This is a genomic window from Agrobacterium sp. rho-8.1, from assembly GCF_033957725.1.
Taxonomy (GTDB): domain Bacteria; phylum Pseudomonadota; class Alphaproteobacteria; order Rhizobiales; family Rhizobiaceae; genus Agrobacterium.
Window position 1 is genome coordinate 97,162 of sequence record NZ_CP192788.1, and the last position, 18,467, is coordinate 115,628.

General features: G+C 58.6%; 17 protein-coding genes. 11 read left to right on the top strand and 6 right to left on the bottom strand.

Going from position 1 to position 18,467, the window contains the following annotated elements:
- The first annotated feature begins 19 nt into the window (after positions 1 to 19).
- The 7 genes from cyoB to upp all read left to right on the top strand — a co-directional run bounded on the left by cyoB (position 20) and on the right by upp (position 6,992).
- Positions 20 to 2,023: a cytochrome o ubiquinol oxidase subunit I gene (gene cyoB / locus RMR21_RS00505; protein WP_498668801.1), complete on the top strand. Its 2,004-nt coding sequence runs from the start codon at positions 20 to 22 to the stop codon at positions 2,021 to 2,023.
- 4 nt (positions 2,024 to 2,027) lie between these two features.
- Positions 2,028 to 2,654 (top strand): cytochrome o ubiquinol oxidase subunit III, encoded by a 627-nt coding sequence (gene cyoC / locus RMR21_RS00510; RefSeq protein ID WP_498668802.1) that lies wholly within the window; start codon positions 2,028 to 2,030, stop codon positions 2,652 to 2,654.
- Positions 2,654 to 3,052: a cytochrome o ubiquinol oxidase subunit IV gene (gene cyoD / locus RMR21_RS00515; protein ID WP_498668803.1), complete on the top strand. Its 399-nt coding sequence runs from the start codon at positions 2,654 to 2,656 to the stop codon at positions 3,050 to 3,052. Before cyoC ends, cyoD begins: the two co-directional genes overlap by 1 nt.
- Positions 3,053 to 3,175: 123 nt before the next feature.
- The gene (locus RMR21_RS00520; RefSeq protein ID WP_498668804.1) at positions 3,176 to 3,967 is read left to right on the top strand and encodes an SURF1 family protein; all 792 of its coding nucleotides are present in this window, start codon (positions 3,176 to 3,178) and stop codon (positions 3,965 to 3,967) included.
- A gap of 87 nt (positions 3,968 to 4,054) precedes the next feature.
- Positions 4,055 to 5,275, top strand: coding sequence for a phosphopentomutase (locus RMR21_RS00525; protein ID WP_498668805.1), 1,221 nt, complete (start codon positions 4,055 to 4,057; stop codon positions 5,273 to 5,275).
- A complete protein-coding gene (locus RMR21_RS00530) occupies positions 5,272 to 6,261 on the top strand; it encodes an adenosine deaminase (protein WP_498668806.1) in 990 nt (329 codons plus the stop codon). Before RMR21_RS00525 ends, RMR21_RS00530 begins: the two co-directional genes overlap by 4 nt.
- 101 nt (positions 6,262 to 6,362) lie before the next feature.
- A complete protein-coding gene (upp, locus tag RMR21_RS00535; protein WP_113086320.1) occupies positions 6,363 to 6,992 on the top strand; it encodes a uracil phosphoribosyltransferase in 630 nt (209 codons plus the stop codon).
- 57 nt (positions 6,993 to 7,049) lie between these two features.
- Here the strand turns inward: upp and RMR21_RS00540 are convergent, their stop codons facing one another.
- Positions 7,050 to 8,546 carry a CoA-acylating methylmalonate-semialdehyde dehydrogenase gene (locus RMR21_RS00540; RefSeq protein ID WP_498668807.1) on the bottom strand — a complete coding sequence of 499 codons (1,497 nt, stop codon included), beginning with the start codon at positions 8,544 to 8,546 and terminating at the stop codon, positions 7,050 to 7,052.
- Positions 8,547 to 8,693: 147 nt separating this feature from the next.
- Between RMR21_RS00540 and RMR21_RS00545 the strand changes: the two genes are divergently transcribed.
- Positions 8,694 to 9,008 carry a putative quinol monooxygenase gene (locus RMR21_RS00545; RefSeq protein WP_498668808.1) on the top strand — a complete coding sequence of 105 codons (315 nt, stop codon included), beginning with the start codon at positions 8,694 to 8,696 and terminating at the stop codon, positions 9,006 to 9,008.
- Positions 9,005 to 9,901, top strand: a complete 897-nt coding sequence (locus tag RMR21_RS00550; RefSeq protein ID WP_498668809.1) for a LysR family transcriptional regulator — start codon at positions 9,005 to 9,007, stop codon at positions 9,899 to 9,901. The genes RMR21_RS00545 and RMR21_RS00550 overlap by 4 nt, the downstream gene beginning before the upstream one ends.
- On the opposite strand, the gene RMR21_RS00555 is transcribed toward RMR21_RS00550, so the two are convergent.
- From RMR21_RS00555 to hutI, 5 genes are read right to left on the bottom strand one after another with little or no spacing between them, the layout of a single operon-like run.
- Positions 9,879 to 10,445, bottom strand: coding sequence for a HutD/Ves family protein (locus RMR21_RS00555; RefSeq protein WP_498668810.1), 567 nt, complete (start codon positions 10,443 to 10,445; stop codon positions 9,879 to 9,881). The two genes, RMR21_RS00550 and RMR21_RS00555, sit on opposite strands and share 23 nt — an antisense overlap.
- A 5-nt stretch (positions 10,446 to 10,450) precedes the next feature.
- Positions 10,451 to 12,124 (bottom strand): urocanate hydratase, encoded by a 1,674-nt coding sequence (gene hutU / locus RMR21_RS00560; protein WP_498668811.1) that lies wholly within the window; start codon positions 12,122 to 12,124, stop codon positions 10,451 to 10,453.
- Entirely contained in the window at positions 12,121 to 12,936 is an 816-nt protein-coding gene (hutG, locus tag RMR21_RS00565) for an N-formylglutamate deformylase (protein WP_498668812.1), read from the bottom strand. The genes hutU and hutG overlap by 4 nt, the downstream gene beginning before the upstream one ends.
- Positions 12,937 to 12,938: 2 nt before the next feature.
- Entirely contained in the window at positions 12,939 to 14,474 is a 1,536-nt protein-coding gene (gene hutH / locus RMR21_RS00570) for a histidine ammonia-lyase (protein WP_498668813.1), read from the bottom strand.
- Entirely contained in the window at positions 14,471 to 15,718 is a 1,248-nt protein-coding gene (hutI, locus tag RMR21_RS00575) for an imidazolonepropionase (RefSeq protein ID WP_498668814.1), read from the bottom strand. Before hutI ends, hutH begins: the two co-directional genes overlap by 4 nt.
- An 89-nt stretch (positions 15,719 to 15,807) precedes the next feature.
- On the opposite strand from hutI, the gene RMR21_RS00580 reads away from it, so the two are divergent.
- The gene (locus RMR21_RS00580; RefSeq protein ID WP_498668815.1) at positions 15,808 to 17,151 is read left to right on the top strand and encodes a formimidoylglutamate deiminase; all 1,344 of its coding nucleotides are present in this window, start codon (positions 15,808 to 15,810) and stop codon (positions 17,149 to 17,151) included.
- 89 nt (positions 17,152 to 17,240) lie between these two features.
- Positions 17,241 to 18,170: a DMT family transporter gene (locus tag RMR21_RS00585; RefSeq protein ID WP_498668816.1), complete on the top strand. Its 930-nt coding sequence runs from the start codon at positions 17,241 to 17,243 to the stop codon at positions 18,168 to 18,170.
- Positions 18,171 to 18,467: the final 297 nt, after the last annotated feature.

Sequence of the window (18,467 nt, forward strand, 5' to 3'; positions counted from 1 at the left end):
TCAATCGTAAGAGGCTAAAATGGTCGCCACCACCGATCAAACGTCGTTCCTGTTCGGGAAGCTGACGTTGGAATCCATCCCCATCCAAGAGCCCATTCTGATCGTCACGTTCGCGGTCGTGGCGATTGGTGGGGCAGCTGTTCTGGGGCTCCTCACCTATTTCAAGCTCTGGGGATATCTTTGGAAGGAATGGTTCACGAGTATCGATCACAAGAAGATCGGTATCATGTACATCATTCTGGCGCTGGTCATGCTGATGCGTGGCTTTGCCGACGCCATCATGATGCGCATTCAGCAGGCCATTGCGTCTGGTGGCTCCGAGGGCTACCTGAACGCGCATCACTACGATCAGATATTCACCGCGCATGGCGTGATCATGATCCTGTTCGTGGCCATGCCGATGATCACGGGTCTGATGAACTTCGTCATTCCGCTGCAAATCGGCGCGCGTGACGTTTCCTTCCCGTTCCTCAACAACTTCTCCTTCTGGATGACGATGGCCGGCGCCATTATCACCATGATTTCGCTGTTCATCGGTGAATATGCGCAGACAGGCTGGCTAGCCTACCCACCACTGTCGGGCATTCAGGGAAGTCCGAGCGTCGGTGTCGATTATTATATATGGGGCCTGCAAGTCGCCGGCGTCGGAACGACACTGTCCGGCATCAACCTGATCGTCACCATCATCAAGATGCGCGCACCGGGCATGACCATGATGCGTTTGCCGATTTTCGTCTGGACATCGCTGTGTTCCAATATCCTGATCGTGGCATCCTTCCCGATCCTGACGGGAACACTCGCGCTGCTGGCGCTTGACCGTTATGTTGGTACGAACTTCTTCACCAACGATCTTGGCGGCAATCCGATGATGTATGTGAACCTCATCTGGATCTGGGGCCATCCGGAGGTCTACATCCTCATCCTGCCTGCATTCGGTATCTTCTCGGAAATCGTATCGACCTTCTCCAACAAGCGTCTCTTCGGTTACGCGTCGATGGTCTACGCAACGGTGGTCATCACCATTCTGGCCTATGTCGTGTGGTTGCACCACTTCTTCACGATGGGTTCGGGTGCCAGCGTCAATGCCTTCTTCGGCATCACGACGATGATTATCTCTATTCCGACTGGTGCGAAGATTTTCAACTGGCTCTTCACCATGTACAAGGGTCGTATCACCTTCGATGTCCCGATGCTGTGGGCAATCGGCTTCATGATCACCTTCGTCATCGGTGGTATGACGGGTGTTCTTCTTGCCGTCCCTCCGGCAGACTTCGTGCTGCACAACTCACTGTTCCTGGTCGCCCATTTTCACAACGTGATCATCGGTGGCGTCCTGTTCGGCGTGCTGGCGGGTATCGTCTACTGGTTCCCGAAAGCCTTCGGCTACCGTCTCGATCCATTCTGGGGCAAAATGTCCTTCTGGTTCTGGTTCGTCGGCTTTTACTTCGCCTTCATGCCGCTCTACGTGCTGGGTCTGATGGGCGTGACACGCCGCCTCAGCCAGTTCGAAGACACGTCGCTGCAAATCTGGTTCATCATCGCCGCATTCGGTGCCTTCCTTATCGCGCTTGGCATTGCGTCGTTCATCATCCAGCTCGTTGTCAGCTTCTTCCGGCGCGAAGAACTGCGTGATCTCACCGGCGACCCCTACCATGGACGTACGCTGGAGTGGTCCACGTCGTCTCCACCGCCTGCCTACAACTTCGCCTTCACACCGGTCGTGCATGAAGTCGATGCATGGGCGCACATGAAGAAGCACGGCGCCGAACGTCCGGTGGACGGGTTCATTCCCATCCACATGCCGAAAAATACCGGCACGGGTGTTATCCTCAGCGCGGTAAGTGTGGTTCTTGGCTTTGCACTCGTGTGGCACATCTGGTGGCTGGCAATCCTGTCCCTGGTTGCCATCATCGCGATCTCCATCGCGCACACCTTCAACTACAATCGCGAATATTACATTCCCGCATCGGATGTAACAGACGTTGAAGCAGCCCGTACCAAGCTGCTGGCAAATCAGGCGTAACAGAATGGCTCAAGCACCTGCACAGAGCGCCGACGGCGCGGAAAAGCCGGTCTTCTATCTCAAGGAAGACCACCATCCGGAAAACGGTACATCGCTGGGTTTCTGGCTGTATCTGATGAGCGACTGCCTTATCTTCGCAACGCTCTTTGCGACCTATGCCGTTATCGGCCGCAATTATGCGGCTGGCCCCTCCGGCGCGGATCTTTTCGATCTGAAGCTGGTGGCGATCAACACGGGTTTCCTGCTGTTCTCCTCCATCACCTATGGCTTTGCCATGCTGGAAGCGGAGAAGAAGAAGGTCAACACCACGCTGATTTGGCTCGCCATCACCGGTCTGTTCGGTGTCGCCTTTATCGGGCTGGAACTTTACGAGTTCTACCACCTGATTGCAGAAGGTGCGACACCCCAGCGGTCCGCCTTCCTGTCCGCCTTCTTCGCGCTGGTCGGAACCCATGGTCTGCACGTGACCTTTGGCATTATCTGGCTGGTGACGCTGATGGTGCAGGTGAAGAAATATGGTCTTCATGCCGAAAACAAGCGCCGTCTGATGTGCCTTTCCATGTTCTGGCACTTCCTCGACGTGATCTGGATCGGCGTCTTTTCCTTTGTCTATCTGGTTGGAGTTCTGTGATGAGTTCAAACACGCACGACCATAGTCACGCGCACGATCACGGCCACGATCACGACAGCGGCGAAGATCACGGCTCTTTCAAGAGCTATATGATTGGCTTCATCCTGTCGGTCATCCTGACGGCAGTTCCGTTTTGGCTCGTGATGGGTGACGTGCTGGAAAGCCGGATGACAACGGTGTTGATCATCATGCTCTTCGGCGTGGTCCAGGTCTTCGTGCACATGATCTACTTCCTGCACATGAACACCAAATCGCAGGGCGGCTGGATATTCATGTCGCTGCTGTTCACGCTGGTGGTTGTCATGATCACCCTCGTCGGATCGCTCTGGGTCATGTACAACATGAACAAGAACATGATGCCGACGATGACAATCGAGCAGATGCGCAACATGCCGTAACCGGCGCTGTTGCAATGATATTGCGGCCTGCATCCAAGCGGGCCGCGCTTCTCCGAGAGACGCAAGACCCCATGAATCGGAGAGCGGATTCGTGGGGTTTTCTGTTGAGCGGGAAAGCTCTTAATGACCAGTCAAAGCGAAACCACTCCGCGCAGGGGTATCCGCCCGGCAGCCATTGGCGTCATGCTGATAACCGTCATCCTGACCGGCTGCCTGCTGGCGCTTGGTACGTGGCAGGTGAAACGTCTCGCGTGGAAGCTTGATCTCATCGCGCGGGTGGAAGAGCGCGCGCATGCCACGCCTGTGGACATACCCGCGCCAAACGAGTGGCCCGCCATGACGGACCCTTCACAATATGAATATCGCCACGTGAAGGTGACAGGTACCTATCGCCATCAGGACGAGGTGCAGGTCTATACGGTCACCGATCGTGGTCCCGGCTATTGGGTGCTGACGCCGTTGCAGCGCGCCGATGGCACAGGTGTCATCGTCAATCGCGGCTTCGTGCCAACCGATAGACGCGATCCATCGACCCGCCCGCAAGGCGAGGTGGACGGCAATGTCGAGATCATCGGCCTGATGCGGGTAACGGAGACGGGCGGGCTTTTCCTGCGGACCAACGACCCGGAAAACAATCGCTGGTATTCACGCAACATCGCCCAAATTGCAGATGTGAAGAGGATCGAAAACGCCGCCCCCTTCTACATCGATGCGGATGCGACGCCCAATACCGGTGGTCTGCCCATCGGTGGCAAGACCATGCTGACCTTTCCCAACAACCATCTGTCCTATGCCATCACATGGTACATTCTGGCGGGCATGGTGGTTGCTGCTGGCTGGTACGTCATCCGCAATCTGAATGCCCCGAAGGCAGCAACCGACGCGCCGTCCTCCAAAGGCCAAGAGGGTGCTTGAAGAAAGGGTTTCACCTTTCTTCTCACGATGATTATATCACTCGTTCGTTATCGCGGCCGTTTCGGTCGCGCTTTTTCTGGGTGATGCATGGCACGAGCCTTCCTTCTCGTTCTCGATTCCTTTGGCGTGGGTGGCGCGCCGGACGCCGAGCAATATGGTGACCTCGGCTCCAATACGCTGGGCCACATCGCCGAGTTCTGCGCTGCCGGTGCGGCCGATCGTTCCGGGTTGCGGTCGGGGCCGCTGATGTTGCCGAACATGTCGGCACTGGGCCTCTTGGACATTGCGACGCTGGCCAGTGGCGAGACGCCTGCCGGAATGGACGCGCCGGAGCGCATCTACGGGCTGCACGGCTGCGCCAGCGAAGTCTCCAAGGGCAAGGACACGCCGTCGGGCCACTGGGAAATCGCAGGGACACCGGTTCATTTCGATTGGGGTTACTTCCCGACGGAGGGAGACGCTTTCTCACCGGAGCTGGTCGATGCGATTTGCGAGCACGGCAAGGTGCCAGGCATCCTTGGCAATTGCCACGCGTCGGGCACCGACATCATCGCGCGTTTCGGTGCCGAGCATATCCGAACGGGAAAGCCGATCTGTTACACATCATCGGACTCCGTTTTCCAGATCGCGGCGCATGAGACGCATTTCGGCCTGGAACGACTGATCGCTTTTTGCCAGACTGTGCGCGCACTCGTGGATCCCCTCAATATCGGCCGGGTCATTGCCCGGCCCTTCATCGGTGAAACCGTCGCCACGTTCCAGAGAACCGGCAATCGCCGTGATTTTTCCGTGCTGCCGCCCGAGCCGACATTGCTCGATCGCCTCGTGGAGATGGACCACAAGGTGCTCGCCATCGGCAAGGTCGGTGATATCTATGCGCATCAGGGCGTTACGCGTGTCATCAAGGCCAGTGGAAACGAAGCACTGATGGATGCGACTCTGGCAGCGATGGAAGAGGCCGAAAATGGCGATCTCGTCTTCACCAATTTCGTGGATTTCGACATGAATTACGGCCACCGTCGGGATGTCGCGGGGTATGCCGCCGCCCTCGAAGCCTTCGATGCGCGATTGCCGGAAATTCATCGCAAGATGCAGCCGGGCGATCTTGCCATCCTCACCGCCGACCACGGTTGCGACCCGACCTGGCGCGGCACCGACCATACCCGCGAACGCGTGCCGATCATGGCTTTCGGCCCCGGCATTCGCGAAAGGAACATCGGGATACGGTCATCCTTTGCCGATATCGGCGAAAGTATCGCGTCTCATCTCGGCATACCAGCAAGCCGCCACGGCAGGAGTTTCATGTGACGTCGCATCTTCTTAAAGCAGAAATCCATTGCCATCTGGAAGGTGCCGCTCCGCCATCGCTGGTGGCAATGCAGGCGCAGAAATACGGGATAGACAGCAGCCCGTTCTTACGCGACGGCGCTTACGTCTGGTCAGATTTTGCCGAGTTCATCCGCTGTTACGATGCTGTCGCTCAGGTGTTCAAGACGGAAGAGGATTACGCGCTTCTGACGGAGGCGTATCTTACGGAACTGGCCGGTGAAAACACCATCTACAGCGAGCTGATCATCTCGCCCGACCATGGTGATCGCATCGGGCTGGGTGCGGATGCCTATCTCTTAGGGATCGCAGCAGGCATCGAATCTGCAAAGCAGAAAACCGGGATCGAGGCGCGTATCATCGTCACCGGCGAGCGCCACTTCGGCCCCGAACGCGTCATCGCGGCGGCGGAGTATGCAGCGCGCGTCAGACACCCGCTGATCACCGGTTTCAACATGGCGGGTGAAGAGCGCATGGGTCGGGTGGCCGATTATGCGCGCGCCTTCGACATCGCCCGCGATGCCGGTCTTGGATTGACCATTCACGCAGGCGAAGTTTGCGGGGCTTTCAGCGTTGCAGACGCGCTCGATCTCGTCAAACCACAGCGCATCGGCCATGGTGTGCGCGCCATCGAGGATGAAGCGCTGGTGGCTCGGCTTGTCGATCTCGGCACTGTGCTGGAAGTTTGCCCGGGCTCCAACATTGCGCTCAATGTCTACCCGGATTTCGAAAGCCATCCGTTGAAGCGCCTTCGCGACGCGGGTGTTCGCGTCTGCATCAGTTCCGACGATCCGCCGTTCTTCCACACATCGCTGGCGCAGGAATACGAGATCGCCCGCCATGCCTTCGGCTTCAGCGATGCGGAGATCAACGCCATGACGCGCACCTCCATCGAGGCTGCATTCGTTGACGAGGAAACACGAACGACGCTGCTTGCCAAGCTGGATGCACATTCGCCTGCGGCGTAAATCACGCGGGAACGCAGGTGCAAAATGGACTTTCGGTCTTGCGAAAGCCGTTCATTCGGTGAAATACAGAGACATCAGAGATCAAAGAAAAGGCCAGCTTCATGGACGGCGTCACCGTTATCGCTCATCCCCTCGTGCAGCACAAACTCACCATCATGCGCAAGAAGGAAACCTCGACCGCCGGTTTCCGCCGTCTGCTGCGGGAAATCTCCACGCTGCTCTGCTACGAGGTAACGCGCGATCTGGAAATGACGATGGAAACCATCGAAACGCCGATGCAGACCATCGAAGCGCCGGTTCTGGAAGGCAAGAAACTGGTGTTCGCCTCCATCCTGCGCGCCGGCAACGGCCTGCTGGAAGGCATGCTGGAGCTGGTGCCCTCTGCTCGTGTCTCGCATATCGGCGTCTACCGCGATCATGATACGCTGGAAGCGGTGGAATACTTCTTCAAGGCGCCCGATAATCTCGATGCGCGCCTCATCATCGTTGTCGATCCGATGCTGGCAACCGGCAACTCGTCCATCGCCGCCGTCGACAAGTTGAAGGAACGCGGTGCGAAGAACATGCGCTTCCTCTGCCTGCTGGCTGCCCCTGAAGGCATCAAGAATTTTCGCGAAGCGCACCCGGATGTCCCGATCTTCACCGCGTCTATCGACAGCCACCTGAATGAACAGGGCTACATCATGCCCGGTCTCGGTGACGCCGGTGACCGGATGTACGGCACGAAGTAACGCACAAAAAATGCGCCCTCAGCGATGAGGGCGCTTGATCATCGAGATAGATATCTCTTACTTCATCGTCGGCATGACGAATTCAGCACCGGTCTTGATGCCGGATGGCCAGCGTGCTGTGACCGTCTTGGTCTTCGTCCAGAACTTGATCGAGTCGGTGCCGTGCTGGTTGAGATCGCCGAAGCTCGAAGCCTTCCAGCCGCCGAATGAGTGGTAGGCGAGGGGAACTGGGATCGGAACGTTGATGCCGATCATGCCGATATTGATGCGGCTGGCAAAATCACGGGCTGCATCACCGTCACGGGTGAAGATCGCAACGCCGTTGCCGTATTCGTGCTTCATCGGGAGCTCCAGCGCGTCTTCATAGTTCTTGGCGCGAACGACCGAGAGAACAGGCCCGAAGATTTCTTGGCGGTAGATATCCATGTCGGTGGTCACGTTGTCGAACAGGCATCCGCCGACGAAATAACCATCTTCATAGCCCTGAAGCTTGAAATTGCGGCCGTCGACGACAAGCTTGGCACCTTGCTCAACGCCACTGTCGATCAGGCCGCTCACGCGTGCCTGCGCTTCCTTGGTGATCAACGGACCCATATCGGCCTTGTCATCGGTGTAAGGACCGATCTTCAGCGCTTCGATCTGGGGAATGAGCTTTTCAATGAGGCGGTTCGCGGTCTCTTCACCGACCGGGACAGCCACAGACACCGCCATGCAGCGTTCGCCAGCCGAACCGTAACCGGCACCCATCAAGGCGCTGACGGCCTGATCGAGATCCGCATCGGGCATGATGATCATGTGGTTCTTGGCGCCGCCGAAGCACTGCGCGCGCTTGCCGTTCATGGCAGCGGTGCCATAAACATAGCGTGCGATCGGCGTGGAGCCGACGAAGGAAATGGCGCCGATATCCGGGTTGGTCAGAATACCGTCAACCGCGCTCTTGTCGCCATTGATGACGTTGAGAATACCGGCTGGCAGACCGGCCTCGATCATCAGTTCCGCAAGACGAAGTGGCAGGGATGGATCGCGCTCGGACGGTTTGAGGATGAAGGCGTTGCCACAGGCGATGGCCGGCGCAAACATCCACATCGGGATCATGCCGGGGAAGTTGAACGGCGTGATGCCAGCGCCGATGCCAACAGGCTGGCGAATGGAATACATGTCGATGGCAGGGCCGGCACCTTCGGTAAACTCACCCTTGGAAAGATGGGGAATGCCGCAGACGAATTCGCAAACTTCAAGACCGCGAATGATATCGCCCTTGGAATCGTCGACCGTCTTTCCGTGCTCGCTGGATAGCAGCACGGCCAGTTCATCCATGTGCTGGTTCAGCAGATCAACGAATTTGAAGAACACGCGCGCCCGACGCTGGGGGTTGGTCGCGGCCCATTTTGGCTGCGCCGCCTTGGCGCTTTCGACGGCGGCCAGAATTTCGGCATCGCTCGCCAGTGAAAGCGTTGCCTGCACTTCACCCGTTGCCGGATTGTAGACATTGGATGTGCGTCCGCTGGTGCCGGCAACATGCTTGCCGTCGATGAAATGACCGATTTCTTTCATGGGTGTTCCTCCTGAATTTTTGATGGCAAACCATCGCACTTCAATTTGTACAAATCAATGCGCTGATATAAGAAGCCGTTGTGCGTAAATTAAAGTCCAACGCTGGACGCTGGTGTGTCTATGGACAACCAAACAGTGGGCAGATCGATGAAACAAGACCTTGTCGTGAGAATGGCGGACATCGAAATCGATCCGATTCATCTGGATGCTTATCGGGAACTGCTTGCCGAGGAGATCGAGGCTTCGGTCAGTCTGGAAGAGGGCGTGATGTCACTGAATGCGGTGGCGATAAAGGATTGCCCGGAGAAAATCCGTATCCTTGAAATCTACGCCAGCCCTGCTGCATACGAAGCCCATTTGCAGACGCCACATTTCCTCAAATACAAGGCAGCAACGGCAGCAATGGTGACGTCGCTCACGCTGATCGACGTGGAACCCGTGATTTTGCGGAGCAAACCATGAACTGGGATGATGTCCGCATCTTCTTGGCTGTTGCGCGCGCGGGCCAAATCCTTGCGGCATCGAAACGCCTCGGCTTGAACCACGCCACGTTGTCCCGGCGGCTGACATCCCTTGAAGACGCACTGAAGACCCGGCTTTTCATCCGCCGCACCAACGGCTGTGACTTGACGGAAGATGGCGGGCGTTTTCTGATATCGGCAGAGCACATGGAAGCCGAAATGCTTGGCGCTCAGGCAAGTCTCGGACGCAGCGATGCTGCGATTAGCGGGACTGTGCGGATCGGTGCCCCTGACGGGTTCGGCGTTTCGTTTCTGGCACCCCGCTTGGGCGCGCTGACATCACTCCATCCAGAACTCAAGATCGAGCTTGTCCCGGTTCCCCGCTCTTTTTCCCTGTCCCAGCGCGAGGCGGATATTGCCATAACGATAGAAAGGCCGGAGCAGGGCAGGTTGGTCTTATCCAAACTCACCGACTATTCGCTGGGGCTGTATGCGTCGAAATCCTATCTGAAAGACAATGGGACGCCTGAAACCGTTGAGGCGCTGAAGCGTCATCGCAGGATTGGTTATGTCGAAGACCTTATCTTTTCGCCATCGCTGAATTACACCGGCGAAATCATGCGGGACTGGAATGCCAGCTTCGAAATATCCAGCGCCATCGGCCAGACGGAGGCGGTGCGTTCTGGTGCGGGCATCGGCATCTTGCATGATTACATCGCTCGCAATGATCCGGACCTCACCCGCATTCTGCCGGATGTCACGATACGCCGTTCCTACTGGACGGCATTTCACGAAAACGCCCGCCAGCTGGCGCGCGTCAGAACCGTGGTGCAATTCCTTCAGGACATTGTTACCAGCGAACGGTCTATCTTCAGTCCTCCGGCGTCAGTCTGATGATATAGCAGACGATGTGATCTGCCTGGACCGCCACCGTGCAACTGATCGACACCGCGTCGAGCGCCGTGAGGGCCACTGACTGATGGTCCGATACCGCAGACACATCGCCCGTAGCCAACATTAGCACCGTTTCGGTGTCCGCCTGTTTGCTGACCGAAAAGCGACCACTGACACGCTCGACGCTGTGACGATAGCGCCCACGCCGTGTCATCACATTCAGGTCGGTGATCGGTCCATCGACAAGGGTTGCCTCCACCGGAATATCTGCTGGGAGGGCGAGCGGCGGGCTTGAAAGCGTCATAAGGACGGCTTCTCGACCATCCATCCAAAGCGACATTCCGTTCCCGCTCAGAATGGACAGCGTACGATCTATATAGGGAAAGATCGAGAAGGGTCCGTCGCTTGCAACCGTTGCCATGCTGATGCGCCAGTCAAAATTATCGACTGAGGCATCGGGTGGAAAGACGGTGATTTCCACCGTCTCCCCGCCACCATTCTTCCACGGCATATGTTTGTAATCGCTGGAACGAAGCAGCTTCATCCCGATCAGTTGCCGAGAATGCCGGGCAGACGCAGGCCTTTTTCCCGGGCGCAGTCCAGCGCGATGTCGTAACCTGCATCGGCGTGACGCATGACGCCGGTTGCCGGGTCGTTCCACAGGACACGATCCAGACGTCTTGCTGCGTCTTCCGAACCATCGGCGCAGATGACGACACCGGAGTGCTGGGAAAAGCCCATGCCCACACCACCGCCATGGTGCAGCGACACCCACGTCGCGCCCGACGCCGTGTTCAGCAGCGCGTTGAGAAGCGGCCAGTCGGAGACGGCATCCGATCCGTCCTTCATCGCTTCCGTCTCACGATTGGGTGAGGCGACGGAGCCGCTGTCGAGGTGATCGCGACCGATGACGACCGGAGCTTTCAACTCGCCGGTCTTGACCATTTCGTTGAAGGCCAGCGCCAGGCGGTGACGATCGCCCAGACCCACCCAGCAGATACGGGCGGGCAGGCCCTGAAAGGCGATGCGCTCCCGTGCCATGTCCAGCCAGTTGTGCAGATGGGTGTTGCCGGGGGTCAATTCCTTTACCTTGGCGTCGGTCTTGTAGATATCCTCCGGATCACCCGAAAGCGCTGCCCAGCGGAACGGGCCGATGCCACGGCAAAACAGCGGGCGGATATAGGCGGGCACGAAGCCGGGGAAGGCGAAGGCGTTTTCCAAACCCTCTTCCTTGGCAACTTGGCGGATGTTGTTGCCGTAATCCAGCGTTGGAACGCCCGCATTCCAGAAATCGACCATGGCCTGAACCTGAAGTTTCATCGAAGCGCGGGCGGCAGCTTCCACGGCCTTCGGATCGCTTTCCTGTTTGGCGCGCCATTCGGCCACGGTCCAGCCGACGGGCAGATACCCGTGGATCGGGTCATGGGCCGAGGTCTGGTCGGTGACGATATCGGGTCGGACACCGCGTTTGACCAGTTCAGGAAAAATGTCGGCGGCATTGCCGATGAGGCCGACAGACTTGGCTTCGCCCGCCTTCGTCCACTGGTCGATCAGTGCCAGCGCCTCGTCCAGCGTGTGGGCCTTGGCATCGACGTAACGGGTGCGCAGGCGGAAATCGACGCGGGTCTCGTCGCATTCCACGGCAAGGCAGCACGCACCGGCCATGACGGCGGCGAGCGGCTGCGCGCCGCCCATGCCCCCCAGGCCGCCGGTCAAAATCCATTTGCCCTTGAGATTGCCGTCATAATGCTGGCGACCAGCCTCAACGAACGTTTCATAGGTGCCCTGAACGATGCCTTGTGTGCCGATGTAAATCCACGAACCGGCGGTCATCTGGCCGTACATGGCCAGCCCCTTCTTATCCAGTTCGTTGAAGTGCTCCCACGTCGCCCAATGCGGCACGAGGTTGGAATTGGCGATCAGCACACGCGGCGCATCCTTGTGGGTGCGAAACACGCCGACCGGCTTGCCGGATTGCACCAGCAACGTCTCGTCCTCATTGAGGTCCTTCAGGGTGGCGACGATACGGTCGAAATCCTCCCAAGTGCGGGCGGCTCGGCCAATGCCGCCGTAGACAACCAGCTCATGCGGGCGCTCGGCGACGTCAGGGTCGAGATTGTTCATCAGCATGCGCAGCGGCGCTTCGGTCATCCAGCTTTTGGCGTTGAGTTCAGAGCCTCTAGGGCTGCGGACTTCCCGTTCATTGTGGCGTGGATTGGTCATGATGGTCTCCCCTGTTCGTTGGTGTGCAGCGCGAAGTCTTCCATCCGCGTCAGAATATCTTTGAGGTGAATCCGAAGCGTTCCGGCCTTCTCGGCGTCATAGGCGAAGGGCGGCGCTTCTGTGGCGAGATGGGTGAATTGCGCAAGTTCCATCTGGATGGCGTGAACGCCGCTGTCCGGCTTGCCGTACTGCCGCGTCGTCCAGCCGCCCTTGAAGCGCCCGTTGAGAACGGACGTGTATCCTCGCGCATTCACTGTCACATCGATGGCGATCGCTTCGATGGCGGGGTCGCAGGTGCGGCCCATATCCGTACCGATATTGAAATCCGGCAACGCACCCTCGAACAGGAAAGGAATATGCGAGCGGATGGAGTGGCAATCGTAGAGAATGGCGATGCCGTGGATGGCTTTCACCCGCGTGATTTCCGCTTCAAGAGCTGCGTGGTACGGCGCGTGAAACGTTGCGAGCCGATGGGCGATATCCGCTTTCGTCGGCTCTTCGCCCTCGTTCCAGATCGGATTGCCATCGAAATCCGTTGTCGGAACCAGACCGGTCGTATTCTGGCCGGGGTAGAGGCTCAAACCTTCTGGATCGCGGTTTGCGTCGATGACATAGCGGTGGAAGGCTGCGCGAACGGTGGTCGCATCACCAAGCAGTCCCGCATAGAGATCGTGAATATGCCAGTCCGTATCGGCAAGGATTTTGCCGTTGTCGTTCAGGCGCTCCCAGATTTCCTGGGGCACATCTGTGCCGGTGTGTGGCAGACCGAGAATGATGGGGGAAGAGCCCTGGTGCGTTTCGAAAACAGGCATCGTCACGCCTCAAGCTTCGGCAGAATGCCATCGGAGATGACAGACACCAGTGCACCGGACGCAATCAGCTCCGAGGCTGCTTTCAGGTCAGGGGCCATGTAGCGGTCTTCATCCAGCGAAGGAATGACATCGCGCAGAACGGCCATCGCCTTTTGCAGTTCCGGGCTGGTCTTCAGCGGGCCGCGCAGTTCCACGCCTTGCACCGCAGACATTGCCTCAATGCCGATGATGGCAAACAGGTTTTCCGTCATCGCCAGTAGGCGGCGCGCGCCGTGGCACGCCATGGACACATGGTCTTCTTGGTTGGCGGATGTCGGTGTGGAATCGACCGATGCCGGATGGGACATCTGCTTGTTTTCGCTCATCAAGGCAGCGGAGGTGACTTCCGCGATCATCAGGCCGGAATTCAGCCCCGGCTTTTTCGACAGGAAGGCGGGCAGGCCGTAAGACAAGGCGGGATCGACCAGCAAGGCAATCCGGCGTTGGGCAATGGCGCCGATTTCGCAGATGGCAAGCGCCGTCTGGTCCGCGGCAAAAGCCACCGGCTCGGCATGGAAGTTGCCGCCGGACACGACGGAATTGTCCGAAAGCACCAAGGGATTGTCGGTGACGGCGTTGGCTTCGATCTGGAGCGTGTGAGCGACCTGGCGCAGAAGGTCGAGGCAGGCGCCATCCACCTGCGGCTGGCATCGGATGCAATAGGGGTCCTGCACGCGCTCGTCGCCCTCCATATGGCTGACGCGGATTTCCGAACCCTCCAGCAGGTTGCGAAGGGCGGCGCCCGCATCGATCTGGCCTTTATGGCCGCGCAAGGTATGAATATCAGGATGGAATGGCGCGGATGAGCCCATGGCCGCGTCGGTGGACAACGCGCCGGTAATCAGCGCCGCCTGCGCTGCACGGTGGGTTCGGAAAAGTCCGGCGAGCGCCAATGCCGTCGATGTCTGCGTGCCATTGATCAGCGCCAGGCCTTCCTTGGCAGCCAGAACAATCGGCGTCAGTCCGGCCTTGGAAAGTGCGTCAGAGGCTGGCAGCACAGTACCCTGATAAAATGCCTCGCCTTCACCCATCATCACCGCGGCCATGTGCGCCAACGGCGCAAGATCACCGGATGCGCCAACCGAACCCTTTTCCGGGATGCACGGGATGACCCCCTTTTCAAGCATGTCTTCGATCAGCCGCACCAGTTCCAGCCGCACACCGGATGCACCGCGACCGAGCGAAATGAGCTTCAGTGCCATGATGAGGCGGACGATATTTTCCGGCAACGCGGCACCCACGCCGCAGCAGTGCGAGAGGATGAGATTGCGTTGAAGGGTCGTCACATCGGCGGCGTCGATCTTGATCGAGGCCAGTTTGCCGAAACCGGTGTTGATTCCATAAACAGGGGCATTCTTTGCCGCTATCTCGGCGATGCGTTTGGCCGCGCGCTCGATCCCGGCATCGAAGGACGGGTCGAGCTTTGCAGACCCATTGTTCCAGTAGATGTCGGCAAGATCGGCAAGCTGCACGGAACCGGGGTGAAGCGTGATGGTCATGATGTGATCCGTCCCTTGAAAATACGGGCATGAAGCGGGTTGAAACCGATGCGGTAGACAAGCTCGGCGGGGCGCTCGATATTCCAGATGGCGAAGTCGGCAGATTTACCGACCTCCAGTGTTCCGGTCTCGGAGGTGAGCCCAAGGGCTTTTGCGGCATTCCGCGTCGTGGCCGTCAGGCACTCTTCGACCGTCAGGCGGAACAGCGTTGCGCCCATATTCATGGTCAACAGCAGCGAGGTCAGCGGGGAGGTGCCGGGGTTGCAATCGGTCGCGAGCGCGATATCGGCACCCGCATCGCGTAGCGTCTGAACTGGCGGCGCTTGCGTTTCGCGCAGCGCATAGAATGCGCCGGGCAACAGCACCGCGACGGTTCCGGCTTTACCGAGCGCGTCGGCACCTGCCGCATCCAGATATTCGAGATGATCGGCAGAGAGTGCGCCGAAGGCAGCGGCAAGTTGTGAACCGCCAAGATTGGAGAGCTGCTCCGCATGCAGTTTCACCGGCAGGCCCAGGGACGTCGCTTTCTCGAAAACGGTGCGCATCTCGTCAACGGAAAAAGCGATGCCCTCGCAGAAGCCGTCGACGGCGTCGATCAAGCCTTCCGCATGGCCACGGTCCATTCCGGGCAGGACGACCTCGGTGATGTAGTCCGCTTTGCGGCCCTTGTACTCCGCCGGTGTCGCATGGGCGGCAAGGTAGCTGGTGACGATGCGGACCGGTCGCAGGATCCCGAGCTTGCGCGCCACACGCAGCATTTTCAGTTCCGTCTCGATATCCAGCCCGTAACCGGATTTGATCTCGACAGTGGAAATGCCTTCCGCAAGCAGCGCATCCAGGCGCGGCAAGGCCTGCGCAATCAGTTGGTCTTCGCTCAGCGTCCGGGTATCGCGAACGGACGAGACGATGCCGCCGCCCGCCTTGGCAATGTCTTCATAGCTTGCGCCGTTCAGGCGCATTTCGAATTCCATGGCGCGGTTACCGCCGAAGACAAGATGGGTGTGGCAGTCGATCAGGGCCGGGGTAATCCATCGACCTTCGCAATCGAAGCTGTCGGACGTGCTTGCATACTCGCCCGGCAGGTCCGCATCGGGACCTACATAGACGATGCGATCATCTTTCACCGCTATCGCGCCCTTCTCGATAATGCCCAGACCGGACATCGACGGTGCGAGCGTCGCAAGATGGGCATTGCGCCACAGTGAAATCATGCTGTGATCGTCTGGAATGGAGTTGCCGGTCATGCTCGATTTTCCCTTCCCTTATGTTTAATATGTATATACATAATGGATTGCGAGGCAAGAGCTGCGATCTAAAAAATTGAGGAGCCGATATGATCCTTCACGCTGAAACTGCTTTGTTGGCCGATGGCTGGGCGAAAAACGTCCGCTTGAAAATCGTGGGCGGACAGATCGCCTCTCTTGAAACGGATGTCGCGGCGCAGCCGAGTGACGAGCGGGCAAAGGCCATCGTTCCCGCCATGCCGAACCTGCACAGCCACGCGTTTCAGCGGGCCATGGCAGGAATGGTGGAAACGCGTGGGAGCACGGCGGACAGTTTCTGGAGTTGGCGAACGTTGATGTACCGCTTCGCGCTGACCATGACGCCGGACCAGATGGAGGCAGTGGCGGCTCAACTCTACATGGAGATGCTGGAAACCGGTTTCGGCCGTGTCGGCGAATTTCATTACCTCCACCATGACAAGGACGGCGGCCATTATGCCAACATCGCCGAGCTTGCCGAGCGGATCGCCGCTGCGGCCTCGCAAACCGGTATCGCGCTGACATTGCTGCCTGTGCTCTATGCCCATTCTGGCTTTGGCGGACAGGAACCGCTGGACGGTCAGCGCCGCTTCATCAATTCAACGGACAGTTTTGCACGCCTGGTGGATGGCTGCCTCGATGCTGTCGCCACGCTGCCGAACAGTGTGGTCGGTGTGGCCCCCCACAGCCTGCGGGCGGTGACACCGGAAGAACTGGCGATCGCGGCGCAGCTTGCGCCGAACGCACCCCTGCACATTCACATTGCCGAGCAGGTCAAGGAAGTCGAAGACTGCATGGCGTGGTCTGGCAAACGGCCTGTGCAGTGGTTGCTGGACACCAACGATATCACGGATCGCTGGTGCCTTATCCATGCGACGCACATGACGCTGGAGGAAACGACGGGTATGGCAAAGGCCGGAGCGGTCGCCGGGCTCTGCCCTATTACCGAAGCGAACCTAGGTGACGGTACCTTCGCAGCACCTGACTTTCTGGCGGCTGGAGGCGTGTTCGGTATCGGCTCCGACAGCAATGTGCTGATCGGTGTTGGTGACGAATTGCGGCAGCTGGAATATTCGCAACGCCTGTCGCAGCGCGCGCGCAACGTCATCGCACCTGCCAATGGCTCCACCGGCAGAACGCTTCTCGATGGCGCACTCAGCGGCGGCGCGCAAGCCTTGGGCGTAAAGGCGGGCATTGTCGAAGGTCAGGCAGCCGATATCGTGTCGCTGGACACCTCGCACGCGCCCTATCTGGAGAAGGATCATCTGCTGGACGGATGGATTTTTGGTGGTTTGGTGAAACCGCACACGGTCTGGATCCATGGCAAGGCGGTTGTCCGAAACGGCAGGCATGTGGCGCGGGAGACGATCTCCCACCGCTTTCACACGGCCATGAAAGAACTTTTGTCTGCATAGATAAGCCGATGCGGCAGAGCGAGGTCTCCGGGGCTTGACTTGGGCCAAGACCTCGCCGAGTGCTAAGGCTTCCAGGGAGCCCTTAAGTCATGCCGCGTTTTCTTCGTCAGCTTTCGCCCACCGGTCTCGGTGTGGCCGTGATGTTGCTCGGCATGCTGCTGTTTGCGCTGAACGATGCGATGGGAAAATGGCTGGTCGCAACCTACAGCCTGGGTCAGGTCGTACTGGTGCGCAGTGCCGCCGCCATCATTGTGCTTCTGCCCATTCTTTTGCGGTCGGGATTGCGAAATCTGGTGCAGGTCGAGCGTCCCGTCTTGCAGGCGGCGCGCGTATTTTTTTCGACCGCCGAACTCTTCTGCTTCTATTTTGCCGTGGCGGCTTTGCCCCTGGCGGATGTCATGACCTATTGGCTGGCAGCACCCATTTATGTGGCTGCCCTTTCGCCGTTTCTTCTGGGTGAAAAGGTCGGATGGCGGCGCTGGACGGCGATTGCCATCGGCTTTGTTGGCGTGCTGGTTGCGCTTCAGCCAAGCTCCGCGTCCCTCACATCGGCGGCACTGTTTTCGGTTCTCGGAAGTGCAGCCTTCGCATTCATGATGCTGTCCGGGCGTCAGTTGAGAAACACGCCCGATACCGTCCTTGCCTTCTGGCAGGTCGTGGGCGCTGCCGTCGCCGGGCTGGTTGCCATTGCCTGGGCACCGTCGGGCTGGGTGCCGTTGCAATCCGGCTTCGATCTCTTCCTGCTAGCACTTTTAGGCATCGTCGCCATGACGGCGCATGTGCTGGTCAATCGCGCCCTCAAGCTGGCAGATGCCGCAACCGTCGCACCGCTGCAATATACGCTTCTGCTCTGGGCAGTCGTGTTCGGATGGCTGATCTTTGGCGATGTACCCCAGAAAAGCATCGTAATCGGTGCCGGCCTGATCGTGCTGGCGGGGCTCTATATCTTCTTTCGCGAAAACGCCCTCAAGCGCAGGCAGGCGAAAGCTGCGCGACCGCCAATGGAAGATGTGGTCTAACGCGAAAGTTCTCGCAGGCGAGGATGCAACTTTTTGTTTGCAAAATCGGTGAAATTTGGACTGTCCAGCAGGTTGACGCTTCAAAAGACAACTTTCATCTTGACGGGATCACGAACTTGAGAGACTACAAGGGCATTCCCATCCCCTGACATCTGGATTTGGGAACCGAACTTTGGTGCCGGGCCCCTCTGGCGAGAGTTTTACGGCGCTCTCGCGATGTCGGTACCGCCTGCTTCTGACGCCGGCGGATTTAAACCCATGAAATATCTGACCATGCATTCCATGCGTGCGCTTTGT